The organism is Pseudomonas sp. PB3P13 (assembly GCF_054897735.1).
Genome location: NZ_CM142702.1, coordinates 2,882,795 through 2,901,180 on the forward strand (window position 1 = coordinate 2,882,795; position 18,386 = coordinate 2,901,180).

Genomic DNA, 18,386 nt, shown 5'->3' on the forward strand with positions numbered 1-18,386 from the left:
GCTATTGCATATTCAAATCCGCTATAGCGGAATTTGCTGTTAAGTATTCAGGCAGGAGAAACACTCATGAGCATTACTCGTTACGGCACAGGCGGTACCGCCGGTGGCGGCCAGCCCCGTCCCTTCGCGCGTGCCGTGGAGGCTGATGGCTGGCTGCACGTGTCTGGCCAGGTCCCGGCAGTGGACGGCGAGATTGTCGCGGGCGGTATCGTCGAGCAAACGCACCAGACCATGAAAAACCTGATCGCGATCCTCGAGGAGGCCGGTTATGGCCTGGAAGACGTGGTGCGCACCGGCGTATGGCTGGAAGACCCACGGGATTTCTGGAGTTTCAACAAGGTATTTTCCGAGTACTTCAAAAGCGAGCATGCACCGGCGCGGGCGTGTGTGCAGGCGAGCATGATGGTCGACTGCAAGGTCGAAATCGATTGCATCGCCTACAAGAAAAAGGCTTGAGACCTGCGGTGAATTCATCGCGAGCCGGCCTGACTGTCGACGCAGCACTCTGAATAAACTCGGGGCACCTTGCAGGGAATCACTGACATGACCGAAGACACCATCAAGCGCCGGGCTCGGGGTCTGGACCGGGCGTTCGATATCCTCGATTTTCTCAAGGAGATCGGCCAACCTCTGCGCCCGAATGAAATCGCCAGCGGCATCGGCAGCCCCAAATCCACGGTTTACGAACTGGTCGCGTCGCTCCTGGAACGCCGTATTCTGGAGCCCGTCGGCAAGGACGGGCACGTCTACCTCGGACGACAGCTGTACTTCCTTGGTCAGGCGCACCTGCGCCATTTCGACCTGACCCGCGAAGCTGATCACGCCTTGCAGGACATCGTCAGCCAGACCCGTGAAACCGCGCAGATGTGCCTGCTGAACGGGCGCAAATACACGGTGGCCTTGATGAAAGAGGGCGAGCGCCACTTCCGTATTTCTTCGGACATCGGCGAAAACGCGCCGATCCCGTGGACCGCCTCCGGACGTCTGCTGCTGGCGCACTTGAGCGACCAGGCCATCGCTGACCTGATCGACCCCGACGACTTCATTCTGCCGGACGGCCAGCGTTTGCCGCTGGAGCAGTTTCTGGCGCAAATCCGTCAGGCGCACATCGACGGGTTCTTCTCTTTCGACAGTGTTGCCGACACGTTCACCCATTGCTTCGCCGCCCCGGTCAATGACGCGAACGGCGTGGCCATCGCGACCCTGTGCATCGTCGCGCCACGGGCCGATGCCAGGAAAAACTACAACGACTATCGCCGGGTGCTGATCGACAGCGCCAACAGCCTGGCGCGTCGCATCAACGAATAACAGCGGCTGCTCACGGCCGCGTACACGAGGGATTTGCACATGTCTTCTGCCCACTCTTCGTCCGCCGTGGAAAAAGGCGCTGCGCACACCGGCGCCAACCTGGTGAGCGACGTCAGCCTGCCCGCGCTGGTGCTGCACCGCGAGGCGCTGGAACACAACATTCGCTGGATGCAGGCGTTCGTCAGCAACAGCGGTGCGCAACTGGCGCCCCACGGGAAAACCAGCATGACCCCGGCGCTGTTTCGCCGCCAACTGGACGCCGGCGCCTGGGGCATCACCCTCGCCAGCGCGACGCAAACCCGTGCGGCGTATGCCCACGGCGTGCGCCGGGTGTTGCTGGCCAACCAGTTGGTCGGCACGCCGAACATGGCGCTGATTGCCGACCTGCTGGCCGACCCCGCATTTGAATTTCACTGCATGGTCGACCATCCTGACAACGTGGCAGACCTGGGTGCGTATTTCGCCTCGCGCGGTGTGCGCCTTAACGTGATGATCGAATACGGCGTGGTCGGTGGTCGTTGCGGCTGCCGCTCGGAAGACGAAGTGGTCGCACTGGCCCAAGCCATCGTTGCGCAACCGGCCCTGGCGCTGACCGGCATCGAGGGCTACGAAGGGGTGATTCATGGCGATCACGCAGAAACCGGTATCCGCGCATTCGCGGCTTCCCTGGTGCGTCTGGCCGTGCAACTGCAAGACAGCGGCGCGTTTGCCATTGCCAAACCGATCGTCACAGCCTCGGGTTCAGCCTGGTACGACCTGATCGCCGAATCGTTCGAAGCACAGAATGCCGGTGGCCGTTTCCTCAGCGTGCTGCGTCCGGGCAGTTACGTGACGCACGACCATGGCATTTATAAAGAAGCGCAATGCTGTGTGCTCGATCGGCGCAGCGATCTGCACGAGGGCCTGCGCCCGGCGCTGGAGGTCTGGGCGCACGTGCAATCGTTGCCTGAACCGGGGTTTGCAGTGATCGCGCTGGGCAAGCGCGACGTCGCCTACGACGCCGGTTTGCCGGTGCCGCTGATGCGTTACAAAGCGCACGTTACGCCGGCAACGGGCGACGATGTCAGCGCCTGCAAAGTTACGGCGGTGATGGATCAGCACGCGTTCATGACGGTTGCGCCTGGCGTGGATTTACGCGTCGGGGACATCATTGCTTTTGGTACGTCGCACCCATGCCTGACCTTTGACAAGTGGCGGGTCGGTTGTCTGGTGGATGAGCAGTTGAACGTTATCGAGACCATGGAAACCTGTTTTTAAGGTTTCAGACCGAGGCGTGGCCTTCGCGCGCAGGCTCGCGAGAGGGCCCTTCCAGACGACACCGCATCCGCAGAGACTTTATGCCAATGAATACCCGAACCTCCCCACGCATCGCCCTCATTGGCGAATGCATGATCGAGCTTCAGCAACGCGCTGACGGCACGCTGCAACAAAGCTTTGGCGGCGACACCTTGAACACCGCCGTCTATCTCTCCCGCGCACTCGGCAGCGCCGGCACGGTGGATTACGTCACCGCGCTGGGTGATGACAGTTTCAGCGATGCCATGTGCCGCAGTTGGGCACAGGAAAATATCGGCCTGTCGATGGTCCAGCGTCTGGCTGGTCGACTGCCGGGTTTGTACTGCATCCAGACCGACGCGGCCGGTGAACGGCGGTTTCTTTACTGGCGAAACGAAGCGGCCGTGCGCGACTGCTTTACCACGGCGGCGGCCGCGCCGATTCTGGCGGCGTTGCCACAGTACGACGTGCTCTATTTCAGCGGCATAACCTTGGCGGTACTGGGTGTGCAAGGGCGCGAAGCGTTATTGAAGACCCTGATGGAAGCGCGTGGGCGCGGCGCTCGGATCGTTTTCGACAATAACTATCGGCCGCGCTTGTGGGCGACGGTCGAAGAGGCGCGAGCGGCTTATCGCAGCGTTCTGCCCCACGTTGATCTGGCGCTGCTGACCGTGGATGACGAACAGGCGTTGTTTCACTTTTCCGATTACGATGCGGTATTCGCGGCGTATGAGCAGATTGGCACGCCGGAAGTGGTGCTCAAGCGCGGTGCCGAGGCGTGTCTGATCCGGTGTGCGGGGGAAGTGTTTGAGGTGCCTGCGCAGAAAGTCGAGCGGGTAGTGGATACGACGGCGGCGGGGGATTCATTCAGTGCGGCGTATCTTTCCGGGCGGCTCATGGGTAGCAGCCCGGTTGAAGCGGCTGAAGCGGGGCATCGTTTGGCGAGCCAGGTCATTCAGGTGCCGGGGGCGTTGATCCCCCGGTGATGCGACGCCTGCTGCGCAGTCGAATCGCGAGCAAGCTCGCTCTCACATTTTTGAGAGGCGCTCAAAAGGCTTGGCCCAACCGTCAATCGCGATAAAACACCTGCACCAGGTGATAACCAAATTTGCTTTTGACCGGCCCGTGCACCACCCGCAGCGGTTTTTTGAAAATCACCGCGTCGATCACCCCAACCATCTGCCCCGGCCGGACCTCGCCAAGGTCACCGCCCCGTTTGCCCGACGGGCAGGTGGAATACTTCTTGGCCAGCACATCAAAGGCTTCGCCCTTGGCGATGCGTTGTTTGAGTTGCTCGGCTTCTTCCGAGGTTTTCACCAGAATGTGGCGGGCTTGAGCTTTCATCAGGACGATACCTTGCAACGGTGGTGACAGCGGGGCGCGCGATTATGCCTCAAGTCACTCGCAATGGCTGATCATCGCGCGAATCTTGTTGGCCAGCAGATCGATCGAAAACGGTTTGGCAACCATGTCCATGCCGTCCTCGAGAAACCCTTGGCGCTGCGCAGCTTTTTCGGCATAACCGGTCATGAACAGCACCTTGAGGTGCGGCCGGTGCTGACGCGCAATTTCGGCCAACTGACGGCCGTTCATGCCTGGAAGCCCGACGTCGGTGACCAGAAGATCCACGCGCAGGTCGGATTCGAGCAAGGGCAGGGCGGACAGGGCATCCTTGGCTTCATGGGCGTGGTAACCCAATTCATTCAGCAGATTGAGCACGAGCATGCGCACCGCAGGATCGTCTTCAACCAGCATCACCGTTTCCCCGGCAATCGCCGGGGGCGCCTCGCCCGAGAACGGCAACAGGGTCGCTTCAACCTCCGACAACAACAACCGTGGCAAGTACAACCGCACGCACGTACCTTGGCCCGGCACACTGTCGATGTCGACGTGGCCACCGGATTGCTGGGCAAACCCATAGATCATCGACAACCCCAGCCCGGTACCCTGACCGATAGGTTTGGTGGTGAAGAACGGGTCAAACACTTTGGCCAGCACTGAGGGCGTCATGCCCGTGCCATTGTCGCTCACGGCAATCATCAGATAGTCGCCGGGCTTGGCCGTTTCAGCGGTCGTCACAGCACTGCCAATGAGGTGCACATTGGCCGTTTCAACCAGCAATCGGCCGCCCTCGGGCATGGCATCACACGCGTTGATCACCAGGTTGAGCAAGGCATTTTCCAACTGGCTCACATCGGTGTTGACCGCCCAGATATCGGCGGCAAGTTGCAGATTCAGCTCGATGTGGTCGCCCTTGGTCCGACTGAGCAGATCTTCCAGCGAGTGGATCAATTCGTTGACGTTCAGGGGTTTGCGATCGAGCGACTGGCGCCGCGAGAACGCCAGCAGACGATGGGTCAGCGCAGCGGCGCGGTTCGCCGACGACACGGCCGCTTCGGCAAACCGGCCGATTTCCGCAGCGCGGCCGTCGGCGATATAACGCTGCACCAGGTCGAGGCTGCCGATGATGCCGGTGAGCATGTTGTTGAAGTCATGGGCGATGCCGCCGGTCAACTGGCCGACCGCTTCCATCTTTTGCGCATGGCGCAGCGCGTCTTCCGCGCGCTCGCGCTCAAACATTTCAGCGAGCAGGTTCTCGTTGGCTTCGGCCAGTTGACGAGTGCGGGCGGCCACTCGTTCTTCCAGCGTTTCATTGAGATTGCGCAGGGCTTCTTCAGTCTTTTTGCGCTCGGTTTCATCGATCACAAAAATATAGAAACCGTTCACCGCACCATCCGCGCCATGGCGTGGCAGGTAGTTCATCAAGGCCTGGCGGATACTGCCATCGCGGTGCGGAGTACTGATGCTGAAACAACAGGTCTTGCCGGCAAGCGCCTGTGCAATGTAATCGGCGCGCTGGGCATAGGCCTGCGGCCCCAGCACCTCCAGAATCGTTTTGCCGTAAAGCTCCTGCGGCGTCAGGCCATACCAGTCCAGGTACGCGGCGTTGTTCAGGCGAAAACGTTGCTCGCTGTCGACGTAACTGATCAGGATCGGCATGGCATTGATGATCAGCTGCAACTCGGTCTGGCTCTGCCGCAGTGCCTGTTCGATGTGTTTGCGATCGGTCAGGTCCAGGGCGGCGCCAAGGAAGCGGATCGGCCGGCCATGGTGGTCCTTGTAACAGCGGCCTCGCGCGAACACCCAGCGGACCTGGCCGTCGGCTTGCAACAGGCGATATTCCTCGGCGTACTCGGTGCCGTTGGTGATGCAATGCTTGATGCTGCGCGTGACCATCGAACGGTCTTCGGGGTGCACCGCCTCAAGGTAATCGCTGATCGGCAACTGGCTGGCGCGTAGCGGGTCAACGCCGTGCAGCTGGGCGAAGTGCGCGTCGGCTATAAAGCGGTCTTCGGCGATGTCCCAGTCCCAGGTGCCGACCGCATCGGTGGCGGCCAGCGCCAGCTGCAGGCGCTCTTCGGTTTCGCGTTGCGCTTTGAGGCTGGCGGCGGAACGCTGCTCCAGTTCGAGGGCGATGCGCCGGCGTTCGTTGGTTTGGATGGCGGTGACCAGAATGCCGGCCACTTGCGCACTTTCATCGCGGATCGGACTGTAAGTCAGGTCCAGCCAGAAGTCGCAATCACCTTCGTCGCGCTGCAGGCTGAAGCGTTGCTCGCTATAGGTGCGCACCTGGCCTTGCAGGACGGCGCGGTAGATCGGCGCGGTAAAGTCTTCGAGTTCTGGCCAGACCTGGTGTGTCGGCTGTCCGAACGCGGCAGGGTGCTTGTTGCCCGCCAGCAGCGCGAAGCCGTCGTTGTAGATTTGTGTGAGCTGCGGCCCCCAAAGCAACAGCATCGGCATCGGTGAATGGATTACGATGTCCACCGCGGTGCGCAGGCTTTGTGGCCAGGTGCTGGCGGCGCCGAGCGGCGTGGCTGCCCAGTCCAGTCTGGCAATCAGCGCTTGGGCATCGCTGCCGGTGGGTGATGCGTTCATCAAGAGTTCCTGCACGTCAGTCGGTGTGGCGGCGTCTACTATCCTCTGTTGGTAGACGCGGGACGAACCTTTTTCGGTCATTTTTTATTCATTGAATGTTTGCGGATGCTTTTTGCCATGGAAATCGATGCCCTGTTACGCCTCTTGGCCACGCGAAATGGCTCCGATCTTTTCCTTTCGACCGGGGCGCCACCGAGTGCCCGATTCGACGGCGTCCTGAAGATCCTTTCTGACCAGCCGTTCAAACCTGGCGAGATCGCATCGATTGCAGCGTCCATCATGGACGCCGAACAGCGCCTGGAGTTCGATCGGGAACTGGAGATGAATCTGGCAATGTCGCTGCCGGGCGTCGGTCGTTTTCGGGTCAATATTTTCAAGCAACGCAACGATGTCTCGATCGTGGCGCGCAACATCAAGCTGGATATTCCGCGCTACGAAGACCTGAATCTGCCGTCGGTGCTGCTGGAAACGGTGATGCTCAAACAAGGGCTGATGTTGTTCGTCGGCGCCACCGGCTCGGGCAAGTCCACGTCACTGGCGGCGCTGATCGACTACCGCAACCGGCATGGCAGCGGCCACATCATCACCATCGAAGACCCGATCGAGTTCATCCATCGGCATAAGAAATCGATCATCAATCAGCGTGAAGTGGGCGTCGATACCCGCAGTTTTCACGCGGCCCTGAAAAACACCCTGCGCCAGGCGCCGGACGTGGTGCTGATTGGCGAAATCCGCGACCGCGAAACCATGGAGCACGCCTTGGCATTTGCCGATACCGGTCATCTGGTGATTTCCACTTTGCATGCGCACAACGCCCATCAGGCACTGGATCGCATCATCAATTTCTTCCCGGAGGAACGCCGCACCCAGTTGTTGCATGACCTGGGCAACAACCTCAAGGCGTTTGTTTCGCAGCGATTGGTGCGTACCCACGACGGCCAGCGAAGGGCGGCAGTGGAAGTCATGCTGGGCACACCGACCGTTGGCGACCTGATCCGCCGTAACGCGTTCGATGAGCTCAAAGGGATCATGGAGAAATCCGTCGAGTCGGGCATGCAGACTTACGACGGGGCCTTGTTTGCGCTCGTCGTAGAAGGCGCGATCACCGAAGAAGAAGCACTCAAGCATGCCGACTCGGTGAATAACCTGCGTTTGCGGCTCAAGTTGCATGCCGAATCAACAGCCGGCGCTCAAACACCGCCCGGTGAATGGGGACTGATGGATTAGCGATGTTCGTCGATTACGTTCAGCCGGACAAAAAAAACCCCGCGACCGAATGAAGGCGCGGGGCAAAAATCTGGTTGGTTGCGGCCAACCAAAGGAGCTCGTGGAAATTCTATTTGGCGGCGACCGTCTCCGGTTGCCAGCCACCGCCGAGTGCTTTGTAGATTGCGACAATGCCGCGGTACAAATCGACTTCGGCCTGGGCCTGTGAATCTTCTGCCGCGAGGCGCTCACGTTGAGCGTCGAGCAGCACGAGGAAATCGTCGGTGCCTTCGCGGTACCGGATCTGCGCCAGGTCAGCAGCGGCGCGGCTGGATTCACTCTGGCGAATCAGAGAGATGAGGCGTTGCTGACGCTTGCCGTAATCGCTGAAGGCGTTTTCCGATTCTTCCAGTGCCAGCAACACTCGCTGTTCGTAGGTCGCCAAAGCGCCTTCGGCCTCGGCATCGGCGCCGCGTAAACGCGCGCGCACACTGCCCAAATCGAACGCTGCCCAGGTAATGCTCGGGCCGAGTGCCCAGGCGTTGGCCGCCGACGAACCGATCTGCGACCCGCGCCCTGCGGTAAAACCGAGGAAACCACTCAAACTCACTCGCGGAAACAAGTCAGCCTTGGCCACGCCGATGCGCGCAGTGGCGGCCGCCAACTGGCGTTCGGCACTGCGAACATCCGGACGCCGTTGCAGCAATTCGCCCGGATCTCCAATCGGCAACGCCTTGGCAATCGCCGGCAAGTCTTTCGGACTGAGGTCTACGCTCAGCTTGTCCGGGCGCTCGCCCAGCAGGGTGGCGATGCGGTTTTTCTGACGAACCTGTTCGGCCTGCAGTTGCGGCACGCTGGCTTCGACGGAGGCCAGGCGGGCATCGGCACGAACCACGTCGAGCTGATCGCCGACACCGGCATCGCGCAGGCTTTCAGTAATCTTGCGCGATTCCTGCTGGTTGTTCAGGTTGGCCAGGGCGATTTTCTCGCGCAGTTGCGCACCACGCAGTTGACCGTAGGCGTCCACCAGTTCGGCAATCATGCTGACTTGCAGTTGGTACAGGTCCGCTTCCGCGGCTTGCTGTTCGGCGTCGCTGGATTCCAGATTGCGCTGGATCCGTCCGAACAAGTCCAGTTCCCACGCCATGTCCAGGCCCAGGTCGTAGCGTTCGCTGTTGACCCGTTGCGTGGTCTGGCCCGGAATCTGGCCTTTACCCACTTCGCTGCTGGCCCGGCTGGTGATGGTTGGCATTGCGTCGTTGCTGGCGTCGTCGCGAATCGCCCGGGCGGCTTTCCAGCGAGCGAAAGCGACGCGCAAATCCCGGTTGCCCTGCAGCGATTGCGTGACCAGACGGTTGAGGGTCGGGTCTTCGAATTGCTGCCACCAGATGCCTTCGAAACGTGCGCGGTCAAAGTTCTTCTGGCCTGCCGCGCCGTCGGTGGCACTGGTGATGTTGGCCCGTTCGGTGGCGGGCGTCTGGTAGTCCGGGCCGACGGCGCAAGCGCTCAGGGCCAGCACCAGCAGGCTCGGTAGAAAGGCTTTCAAGCTCATTGTTGCGCCTCCAGTTTCAGCGCTTTGGCCGCTTTGCGCTTTTCACCGCGCTCCACGAAGTTACGGATCAGCACGTAGAACACCGGCGTCAGCAACAGACCGAAGAAGGTCACCCCGAGCATCCCGGAGAACACCGCCACACCCATGGCGTGACGCATTTCGGCACCGGCACCGCTGGAGAACACCAGTGGCACCACACCCATGATGAACGCGAAGGAAGTCATCAAGATCGGCCGCAGACGCAAGCGGCACGCTTCGAGCACCGCTTCGAGCGGGCTCATGCCTTCGTCTTCCTGTTTATCCTTGGCGAATTCGACGATCAGAATCGCGTTCTTACAGGCCAGTCCCACCAGTACGATCAAGCCAATCTGGGTGAAGATGTTGTTGTCGCCTCCCCAGGCAATCACACCGGTAATGGCCGACAGCAGGGTCATCGGTACGATCAGGATCACCGCCAGCGGCAGGCTCCAGCTTTCGTACTGTGCGGCGAGCACCAGGAACGCCAGCAATACGCAGAGCGGGAACACGAACAGCGCTGTGTTGCCGGACAGAATCTGCTGGAAGGTCAGGTCGGTCCACTCGTAGGTCATGCCGTTGGGAAGTTCTTCCGCGAGCAGCTTCTCGATGGCTTTTTCGGCCTGGCCAGAGCTGTAGCCCGGAGCGGCTGCACCGTTGATTTCAGCGGTGATAAAGCCGTTGTAGTGCATCACACGGTCCGGCCCCGAGGTGTCGCTGACCTTGATGAAGGTCGCCAGCGGGATCATCTCGCCCTTGTTGTTGCGCACTTTCAGCTGACCAATCTGGTCCGGTTCGAGGCGGAACTGCTGCTCGGCCTGAACGTTGACCTGATAGGTACGACCGAAGCGGTTGAAGTCGTTGGCATACAGCGAACCCAGGTAAATCTGCAGGGTGTCGAAGATGTCGCTGACGGCCACGCCGTGGGTCTTGGCTTTTTCCCGGTCGATGGCGGCATCGACCTGGGGCACGTTCACCGTGTAGCTGGTGAACAACGCGGCCAGTTCCGGCACGTTGTGGCTCTTGTTGATGATGTTCATGGTTTCTTTGTACAGCTCGTCGTAACCGAGGTTGCCACGGTCTTCGATCTGCAGACGGAAACCGCCAATGGTGCCCAGGCCTTGTACCGGCGGTGGCGGGAAAATCGCCATGTAGGCCTCCTGAATCCCGGCAAACTCGCCGTTCAAGGCACCGGCAATCGCACCGGCGGACATGCTGGCGTCTTTACGTTCGTCGAACGGTTTGAGGGTGACGAACACGATGCCGGCGTTCGGGCTGTTGGTAAAACCGTTGATCGACAGGCCGGGGAAGGCCACCGCACTTTCCACACCCGGCTGTTTAAGCGCGAGGTCGGACATGCGTTTGATCACGTCCTCGGTGCGGTCCAGGCTCGCGGCGTCCGGCAATTGCGCGAAGGCCACCAGGTATTGCTTGTCCTGGCCGGGGACAAAACCGGTCGGGGTGCTGGAGAAGCCGAAGAAGGTCAGCACCATCAAACCGGCGTAGACGATCATGGCGATGCCGCTGCTGCGGATGACCCGGCCCACCGTCCCGACATAGCCATGGCTGGCGCGTTCGAAGAATCGGTTGAACGGACGGAACAGCCAGCCGCCCAAGAGTTTGTCGAGCACTTTGGTAAAGCGGTCTTTCGGCGCGTCGTGGCTCTTGAGCAGCACGGCGGCCAAGGCAGGGGACAGCGTCAGGGAGTTGAACGCGGAGATGACGGTCGAGATGGCAATGGTCAGGGCGAACTGTTTGTAGAACTGGCCGGTGAGTCCGGAAATGAACGCCGCCGGAATAAATACCGCACACAGCACCAGTGCCGTCGCGATGATCGGCCCGGTCACCTCACGCATGGCTTTCTTGGTGGCTTCTACAGGCGTCTCCCCCAGCTCGATATGCCGTTCGACGTTCTCCACCACCACGATTGCGTCATCGACCACGATACCGATGGCCAACACCAGGCCGAACAGTGACAAGGCGTTGAGCGAGAAGCCGAACAGATGCATCACGGCAAACGTACCGATCAGCGAGACCGGCACCGCCACCAGCGGAATGATCGAAGCGCGCCAGGTCTGCAGGAACAGGATCACCACCAGCACCACGAGGATCAGCGCTTCGAAGAGGGTGTGAACCACCGCCTCGATGGAGCCGCGCACGAAGATCGTCGGGTCATAGACGATGCTGAAATCCATGCCTTCCGGGAAGTTCTTCTTCAGCTCGGCCATCTTGCCGCGCACGTCATTGGAGATGTCGATCGCGTTGGAGCCCGGCCGCTGGAAGATCGGAATGGCCACCGCCGGCTGGTTGTTCAGCAACGAACGCAGCGCGTATTGGCTGGAACCAAGCTCGATGCGAGCAATGTCTTTGAGGCGAGTAATTTCACCGTTGTCGCCGGAGCGGATGATGATGTTCTCGAACTCTTCCTCAGAGACCAGACGACCCTGCGTGTTGACCGACAGCTGGAATGCGGTGGCATTCGGCGCAGGCGGAGCGCCCAAGGCACCGGCAGCCACTTGGCGGTTCTGCTCGCGAATCGCGGTCACCACATCGGTCGCCGTCAGGTTGCGTGAAGCAGTTTTGTTTGGATCGAGCCACACCCGCAGCGAGTAATCGCCCATACCGAACAGCTGCACATCACCCACACCGCCCAGCCGCGCCAGCTCATCCTTGATGTTGAGCAGGGCGTAGTTGGACAGGTACAGCATGTCGTAGCGTTTATCCGGCGAGGTCAAGTGCACAACCATGGTCAGGTCGGGCGAAGCCTTGTCGACAGTGATACCGATGCGCGTCACTTCCTCGGGAAGTTTCGGTTCGGTACGTGTCACGCGGTTCTGCACCTGCACCTGCGCGTTGTCCAGGTCAGTGCCCAGCGCGAAGGTGATGGTCAGGGTGATCTTGCCGTCGGCGGTCGACTGCGAGGACATGTAGAGCATGTTCTCGACGCCCGTGATGGCTTGCTCCAGCGGAGCGGCCACGGTTTCGCCGATGACTTTCGGGTTGGCACCCGGGAAGTTGGCACGGACCACAACGGTCGGCGGCACGACTTCCGGGTATTCGCTGATCGGCAACTGGAACAGCGAAATCGCGCCGGCAATCAGGATCAGCAGCGACAGCACCGCTGCGAAGATCGGCCGGGAAATAAAGAATTGGGAAAAATTCATCTGGTTTGTCGTCCCTTAACCGCGTGGGGTCGCGGTAGCCACTTTTACAACCGCACCTGGCGCGGCCTTGGCAGGCGCGACTTGGGGCAGGTTGCTGGCTTCCAGCGCTTGTCGTTGTTGAGCCAGCGCGGCGAGGGTTTGCTCGCTGGCCATCGGGATGACTTCAGGGGTGACCGGCGAACCTGGACGTACGCGTTGCAGGCCCTTGACGATGACCGTGTCGTCCTTGCTCAGGCCACTGCGCACGATGCGCAAGCCTTCGATTTTCGGACCCAGCTCGACGGAGCGGTAGGCGGTGTTGTTCTCGCCATCCAGCACCAGCACGAATTTTTTGCCAAGGTCGGTACCCACCGCTTCGTCATTGATCAGCACGGCGGAGTAAGTGCCACTGCCGACCAGTTTCAGACGTGCATAAAGGCCTGGGGTGTAGGCGCCATCGGCATTGTCGAAGACAGCGCGACCGCGAATGGTGCCGGTTTGCGGGTTGACCTGGTTGTCGACGAAGTTCATGACGCCCTGGTGCGGGTTGCCTTCTTCGTTGGACAGGCCCAGGTAAACCGGAGTGGTGGCGCCGCGTTTGCCTTGGCGGGCGAGGGCGGTGTACTTGAGGAACACACGCTCGTCGGCATCAAAGTAGGCGTAGACCTTGTCGGTGGAAACAACGCTGGTCAGCGCGGTGGTGTCGGCGGTCACCAGGTTGCCGGCGGTGATTTCGGCACGGCTGACGCGGCCGCTGATGGGCGCTGTAACGCGGGTGAAGCTCAGGTTCAGTTTGGCCAGATCCAGTTGCGCCTGCAGCGCGCCGACAGCGGCGCGGGCTTCTTGAGAAGCACTGGTGCGCGAGTCGGCCAGTTCGGCGGAAATCGCGTTGCTGGTGCGCAGGCGTTCACCGCGTTGCGCCTCATTTTCACTGCGAGTGGCGGTGGCGCGAGCTTGGGACACCAAAGCTTCAAGGCGGCGGACCTCGGCCTGGAACGGGCGCGGGTCGATCTGGAACAACAAATCGCCTTTCTTGACCAGTGCGCCTTCGGTGAAGGCCACGTCATCAATCTGGCCGGAAACCCTTGGACGGATCTGAACGGTTTCCGGCGCTTCGAGCCGCCCGGTAAATTCGTCCCACTCATTGACCGGTTGCTCCAGCACTTTGGCCACGCTGACCTTGGCGGCGGGCGGAGCGGCGGCTGTGTCCGGCGTCTTGCCACAGGCGCTCATCACCAGTACGGCCAGCAAGGCCAACGGGAAGCGCAAATGTTTGAGTGATTGTTCCATGGATGCATCCGCCAATGTATTAAGAATGGGCGGATGATGCTTGGCGAGGGGCGTATCACACGAATCGAATGGGGCGAAGGTAACTATCATTCGGAATGATACGAACCCGAACGGAGCTCTCTAGCGTGCGCCTTTCGTTAGGCGGCTATCAATTGGCTTGAGGGTAATACTGTATTGCCTGGGCCGCAAGAATCCACCGCATGCTAGCGCGAGTTACAGTGATCAGCCCTGAACCCGCGAAACAATGATGGAGGCATCGAGCTAACTGAACTATAGTAAATCCATGATTTTGGGTATTAAACAGATAACTGGCGAGTAACACACAGTATGCTGGAGTTAAACTTTGTTAAACCAGACGAACTCGTCAAGCGCCTGTGTGATCGTTTGCGTAAAGAGCGCTTGGCCCTGCAATTGACGCAAGCCGATGTCGCCGGACGCGCCGGTATTGGCACCAATACGGTGTCCAACCTGGAGGCAGGGCGAAATGTCGGGTTCGAAAACGTGGTCCGTGTAGCGATGGTGCTTGGACGCACCAAGGAACTCGAAGAACTGTTCATGCCAAAGCTCGACAGCCTCGAAGACATTCGCCGGTATGAAACCAGTGTTAACCGCCAGCGTATCAAAAGGAGGATGACCGATGCTTGAACAGGTTGAGGTTTTCTACGTTGGCTGGGGTGAGCGCTGGCTGTGGGGCACGCTTGTGTCTACGACCGCAATCACTGGCCGCCCGCAGATCATGTTCGAGTACAGTAATTTGGCAAAGAGCAAGGGACTCGAGCTGTCGTCCTACACGCTGCCATTGGAGGGTGTCCAGTTACGTCGAGGCTTCCCTTCCCATCAGTTCGGCCTCCCAGGGCCCGTCTATGATTCTTTGCCCGACGGTTGGGGCATGCTGCTGATGGACCGGTTGTTCAGGCGCCGCCATCTAAATACAGCACGGATAGGACCTCTGGAACGCTTGGCCTACATTGGCAAAAATGCCATGGGCGCGATGTCGTTCGAGCCCGTAGCGCCCGAGGGGGAAGTGTCGCAGACGCACATCCCCGTTGAGTCGCTCGCCGCCGAGATTCAGGAAGTTCTCAATGGCGAGGGCGGGGAATTTCTGCAGACGCTGCTGCTGGTGGGCGGCTCGCCGCAAGGTGCGAGGCCAAAAGCGTTGGTCTTTCGCGACCCCCAGGATGGGGCGTTTACCACCGCCGCCACACCGGGCTTCGAAGCCTGGCTGATCAAGTTTCCGGCGAAAGACGAACATCCTGAAGTGTGTGCAATCGAAATGGTCTACGCCGAGTGCTTGCGCAGGTGCAACATCCCGACCCCGGACACACAGCACTTCAATCTGCCCAACGGGCTGGCAGCTTTCGCGAGTAAACGCTTTGATCGCATCGACGGTCAGCGCGTCCCCATGCAAAGCCTCGCCGCCTTTACCGGAGCCGACTATAAGTCGCCGGGATCGCTGGATTACTTGAATTTCTTGCGTGCAACACAGATGTGCACGAACGATGTGCGGGAGAAAGCGTTCGCTTTCGAACGTGCGGTCTTCAACGTCGCGTTCAACAATCGGGACGATCATCCGAAAAACTTTGCTTACCTCATGTCTCGTTCCGGCACATGGCATTTGGCGCCGGCCTATGACGTGACTTTCTGCGAAGGCCCCGGTGGCTATCACCAGATGGATGTGCTGGGAGAGGCGTTGAAAATCAGTCGAGAAGCGATGCTCAGACTTGCAGAAGAAGCCGAGGTCCCGATGGAGTCGGCAGCGGCCATCATCAGCAGGATTTGCGAATCGGCCAGCCAGTTTGCAGCCTTGGCGCAAAGCATGTTTGCGCGAATGATCACCGCTGAGACAGTGCAGCGTATTCAACAACGAATCAATGAGAACGTCCGCCTGCTTCGCTAGCTCGATGCCCTCGGCCGTGAAGCGGTCACCGGGCGAGCGAAGCTCGATAGAAGTCAGACGCTACCGACCAGTTTCCCCTCCGTCATTCTGCGCTTATAGGCACTATCGCGACTCGCCAACCAGAAATACAACGGCGAAGTCACCACCAGCCCCACCACCCAGGACAAATCCGCCCCGTTGATGTGCTGTGAAATCGGACCCACATACAGCGGCGTGTTCATGAAGGGGATCTGCACCACAATCCCCACCGCATACGCCAGCAACGCATGCGGATTGAAGCGGCCATATATCCCGCCATCCACGCGAAAGATCGAGGCTATGTCGTACTTGCCCTTATGGATCGCGTAAAAGTCGATCAGGTTGATTGCTGTCCACGGCACCAGCACCACCAGCAACACCAGTACCATGTCCACGAAGTGGCCGATGAAGTCTTTCGAGGCGAATACCGCTGCAATCGCGCACGCCGCCAGCACCAGGATGGAGATCACCGCACGGCTTTTGGCCGTTGGAATCCAGCGATATGCGAAGGTCTGTACGAGCGTGATGATCGACAGCACCGCGCCGTACAGGTTGAGGGCGTTGTGGCTGATGACGCTGAGCAGGAATAGCACCAGCATCAGGGGGCCGATGGAGCCGGTGGCGAGTTTCACGGCTTCCATGGTGTCCATGCCGACCGGAGTGGCAAGGACAGCGACGGCGCCGAAAATGAACGACAGGCTGGAACCCAGCGCCGAGCCCAGGTAAGTGGTCCAGAAGGTGGACGCTACGGGCACGTCAGCCGGCAGGTAGCGGGAGTAGTCCGAAACGTAAGGGGCAAACGCGATCTGCCACAGCGCAGCCAGGGAGACAGTGGCGAGCCAGCCAGAGATGTTGAAGCTTCCGCGCGTCAGGAAATCCGTGGTCTGAATGTGGGTGAAGATGTAGCCGAAACCCAGAACGATCCCGGCGCCCAATACCCAAGTGCCAATGCGGTTGAGCACGTGGATGAAACGGTAGCCGATGATGCCGATAATCCCGGAGCCGATGGCGCCGATCACGATGCCCACCGGTACGGGCACCGCGTCGACCACGCCGTGCAGGGATTTACCCGCAAGCACGATGTTGGAGGCAAAGAAGCCGACGTACATGACGCCAGCGATGACTACCACCAGCAACGCGCCGAGAGAACCAAACTGCGCGCGGCTCTGGATCATTTGCGGGATGCCCATTTGCGGGCCCTGGGCCGAGTGCAGCGCCATCAGCACGCCGCCGACCAGGTGGCCGACGAGGATGGCGACGATGCCCCACATCAGGTTCAGTTGGAACAGTTGCACACCCAGGGCGCCGGTCACTATCGGCAACGGCGCGATATTGCCGCCGAACCACAGGGTGAACAGGTCGCGTACCTTTCCATGGCGGTCTTCCGGGGGCACGTATCCAATGGTGTGTTTTTCAATAAGCGGTGCGGAGGATGTTGCAGTGGTAACCATGACGAGCTCCAAGGCAAGGTGAGTACGTGGGCGTACTTCGCAGCGCATCGCCTGCGCGACGCTTTGTTGTTGGAGTGATCATCTGTAAAGGTGGCAGAGAGGTAAATTAGTAAGTTTGTTGCTACAGACCTTAAAAAAAGTATCTCGCATGCCTTTTTGCTCCGGTATGTTGCATGCGCCATGAGCGCTGCACAAAGCAGCTGTTTCTTGCACCCGCATGGGGCAAATTCCGACGTTTACCGAGGTTCCGATGGCTGCCTACAACCTGCGCCAACTCAGATATTTTGTGACCACGGCTGAGTGCGGCAGCGTCGCCGAGGCGTCGCGCAAGCTGTATATCGCGCAGCCGTCGGTCTCGACCGCCATCAAGCAGCTGGAAGACAGCTTTGGCGTGCAGCTGTTTATCCGCCATCACGCCCAGGGTGTGTCGTTGACGCCCAGTGGCGCACGGTTCTACCGCAAGGCGCTGGAGCTGTTGCGGGTGGCTCATGAGTTCGAGCAAAACGCCTTGGCGGACAATGATGTTGTAGCGGGGCAGATCGATATCGGCTGCTTTGAAACGGTTGCGCCGTTGTACCTGCCGCGTTTGATCGCCGGCTTCAAGGCGCGTTGGCCGGGGGTGGAAATCCGCATTCGCGATGGCGAGCAGCAAGAGCTGGTGCAAGCGCTGACGGCGGGCAGTATCGATGTGGCAATGTTGTTCGAGCATGACTTGGGCGGCACCATCGAGACCACGCCGTTGATGCCGCCGCAGCAGCCGTATGCGTTGTTGCCGGCGGATCACCGGTTTTCGCAGCAGGCCAGGGTGTCGTTGACGGACCTGGTGCTGGAACCGATGATTTTGCTGGACGTGTTGCCCAGCCGCACGTACTTCGTAAGCATCTTTGAAGAGCGCGGGTTGACGCCGAATATCGTGTTCAGTTCGCCTTCAATCGAGATGGTGCGGGGGATGGTGGGCCGGGGGTTTGGTTTCTCGATCCTGGTGACCAAGCCGTTCACGGAGTACACCTACGATGGCCAGAAAGTCGTGTGCATCCCATTGGCTGAAACCGTCACTGGGTCTGGCTTGTCGGCGGTGTGGCTGCGGCGGGCGCCGCTGACCAAACCGGTGCAATTGTTCGTTGATCACTGCCGCGAAGAACTGGCGCGAATCCTCGGCTGAACATGGAATGCAATCTGCATCGACAATAGAGATCAATTGTGGGAGCCGGGCAAGCCCGCGATGGCGGTGGGTCAGTAGCCAGGGACGCTGGCTGATACACCGCCCTCGCAGGCAAGCCAGCTCCACAGGTTTG

The 18,386-nt window shown here is 60.1% G+C and carries 14 protein-coding genes; 8 read left to right on the forward strand and 6 right to left on the reverse strand.

The window, feature by feature from the left end; translation table 11 throughout:
• Window positions 1-66 precede the first annotated feature (66 nt).
• From ACYZT1_RS13350 to ACYZT1_RS13365, 4 genes are all read left to right on the forward strand, one after another.
• Window positions 67-456, forward strand: coding sequence for a RidA family protein (locus tag ACYZT1_RS13350; RefSeq protein ID WP_462015193.1), 390 nt, complete (start codon window positions 67-69; stop codon window positions 454-456).
• Between the two features lie 87 nt (window positions 457-543).
• Window positions 544-1,308, forward strand: a complete 765-nt coding sequence (locus tag ACYZT1_RS13355) for an IclR family transcriptional regulator (RefSeq protein WP_462015194.1) — start codon at window positions 544-546, stop codon at window positions 1,306-1,308.
• Window positions 1,309-1,347: 39 nt separating this feature from the next.
• A complete protein-coding gene (locus ACYZT1_RS13360) occupies window positions 1,348-2,565 on the forward strand; it encodes an amino acid deaminase (RefSeq protein WP_462015195.1) in 1,218 nt (405 codons plus the stop codon).
• An 86-nt stretch (window positions 2,566-2,651) separates the two neighbouring features.
• Window positions 2,652-3,569 (forward strand): sugar kinase, encoded by a 918-nt coding sequence (locus ACYZT1_RS13365; protein WP_462015196.1) that lies wholly within the window; start codon window positions 2,652-2,654, stop codon window positions 3,567-3,569.
• Between the two features lie 82 nt (window positions 3,570-3,651).
• Here ACYZT1_RS13365 and ACYZT1_RS13370 read toward each other — a convergent pair whose 3' ends face one another.
• Window positions 3,652-3,927, reverse strand: coding sequence for a peptidylprolyl isomerase (locus ACYZT1_RS13370; protein WP_028622750.1), 276 nt, complete (start codon window positions 3,925-3,927; stop codon window positions 3,652-3,654).
• A gap of 54 nt (window positions 3,928-3,981) precedes the next feature.
• Window positions 3,982-6,519, reverse strand: coding sequence for a PAS domain-containing hybrid sensor histidine kinase/response regulator (locus tag ACYZT1_RS13375; protein ID WP_462015197.1), 2,538 nt, complete (start codon window positions 6,517-6,519; stop codon window positions 3,982-3,984).
• Between the two features lie 117 nt (window positions 6,520-6,636).
• On the opposite strand from ACYZT1_RS13375, the gene ACYZT1_RS13380 reads away from it, so the two are divergent.
• Window positions 6,637-7,746 carry a PilT/PilU family type 4a pilus ATPase gene (locus ACYZT1_RS13380; RefSeq protein ID WP_462015198.1) on the forward strand — a complete coding sequence of 370 codons (1,110 nt, stop codon included), beginning with the start codon at window positions 6,637-6,639 and terminating at the stop codon, window positions 7,744-7,746.
• 109 nt (window positions 7,747-7,855) lie between these two features.
• On the opposite strand, the gene ACYZT1_RS13385 is transcribed toward ACYZT1_RS13380, so the two are convergent.
• The 3 genes from ACYZT1_RS13385 to mexE are packed head-to-tail and all read right to left on the reverse strand — an operon-like array spanning window position 7,856 to window position 13,725.
• Window positions 7,856-9,277 carry an efflux transporter outer membrane subunit gene (locus ACYZT1_RS13385; RefSeq protein ID WP_462015199.1) on the reverse strand — a complete coding sequence of 474 codons (1,422 nt, stop codon included), beginning with the start codon at window positions 9,275-9,277 and terminating at the stop codon, window positions 7,856-7,858.
• Window positions 9,274-12,456, reverse strand: a complete 3,183-nt coding sequence (locus ACYZT1_RS13390) for an efflux RND transporter permease subunit (protein WP_462015200.1) — start codon at window positions 12,454-12,456, stop codon at window positions 9,274-9,276. Before ACYZT1_RS13390 ends, ACYZT1_RS13385 begins: the two co-directional genes overlap by 4 nt.
• 15 nt (window positions 12,457-12,471) lie before the next feature.
• Window positions 12,472-13,725, reverse strand: coding sequence for a multidrug efflux RND transporter periplasmic adaptor subunit MexE (gene mexE / locus ACYZT1_RS13395; RefSeq protein WP_462015201.1), 1,254 nt, complete (start codon window positions 13,723-13,725; stop codon window positions 12,472-12,474).
• Window positions 13,726-14,052: 327 nt separating this feature from the next.
• On the opposite strand from mexE, the gene ACYZT1_RS13400 reads away from it, so the two are divergent.
• The gene (locus ACYZT1_RS13400) at window positions 14,053-14,370 is read left to right on the forward strand and encodes a helix-turn-helix domain-containing protein (protein ID WP_462015202.1); all 318 of its coding nucleotides are present in this window, start codon (window positions 14,053-14,055) and stop codon (window positions 14,368-14,370) included.
• Complete coding sequence (locus ACYZT1_RS13405) at window positions 14,363-15,622, forward strand: type II toxin-antitoxin system HipA family toxin (protein ID WP_462015203.1); 1,260 nt, start codon at window positions 14,363-14,365, stop codon at window positions 15,620-15,622. The genes ACYZT1_RS13400 and ACYZT1_RS13405 overlap by 8 nt, the downstream gene beginning before the upstream one ends.
• 53 nt (window positions 15,623-15,675) lie before the next feature.
• Here the strand turns inward: ACYZT1_RS13405 and ACYZT1_RS13410 are convergent, their stop codons facing one another.
• Window positions 15,676-17,091 (reverse strand): purine-cytosine permease family protein, encoded by a 1,416-nt coding sequence (locus tag ACYZT1_RS13410; RefSeq protein ID WP_462015204.1) that lies wholly within the window; start codon window positions 17,089-17,091, stop codon window positions 15,676-15,678.
• 250 nt (window positions 17,092-17,341) lie between these two features.
• On the opposite strand from ACYZT1_RS13410, the gene ACYZT1_RS13415 reads away from it, so the two are divergent.
• The gene (locus ACYZT1_RS13415) at window positions 17,342-18,253 is read left to right on the forward strand and encodes a LysR substrate-binding domain-containing protein (RefSeq protein ID WP_462015205.1); all 912 of its coding nucleotides are present in this window, start codon (window positions 17,342-17,344) and stop codon (window positions 18,251-18,253) included.
• The last annotated feature ends 133 nt before the right edge of the window (window positions 18,254-18,386 follow it).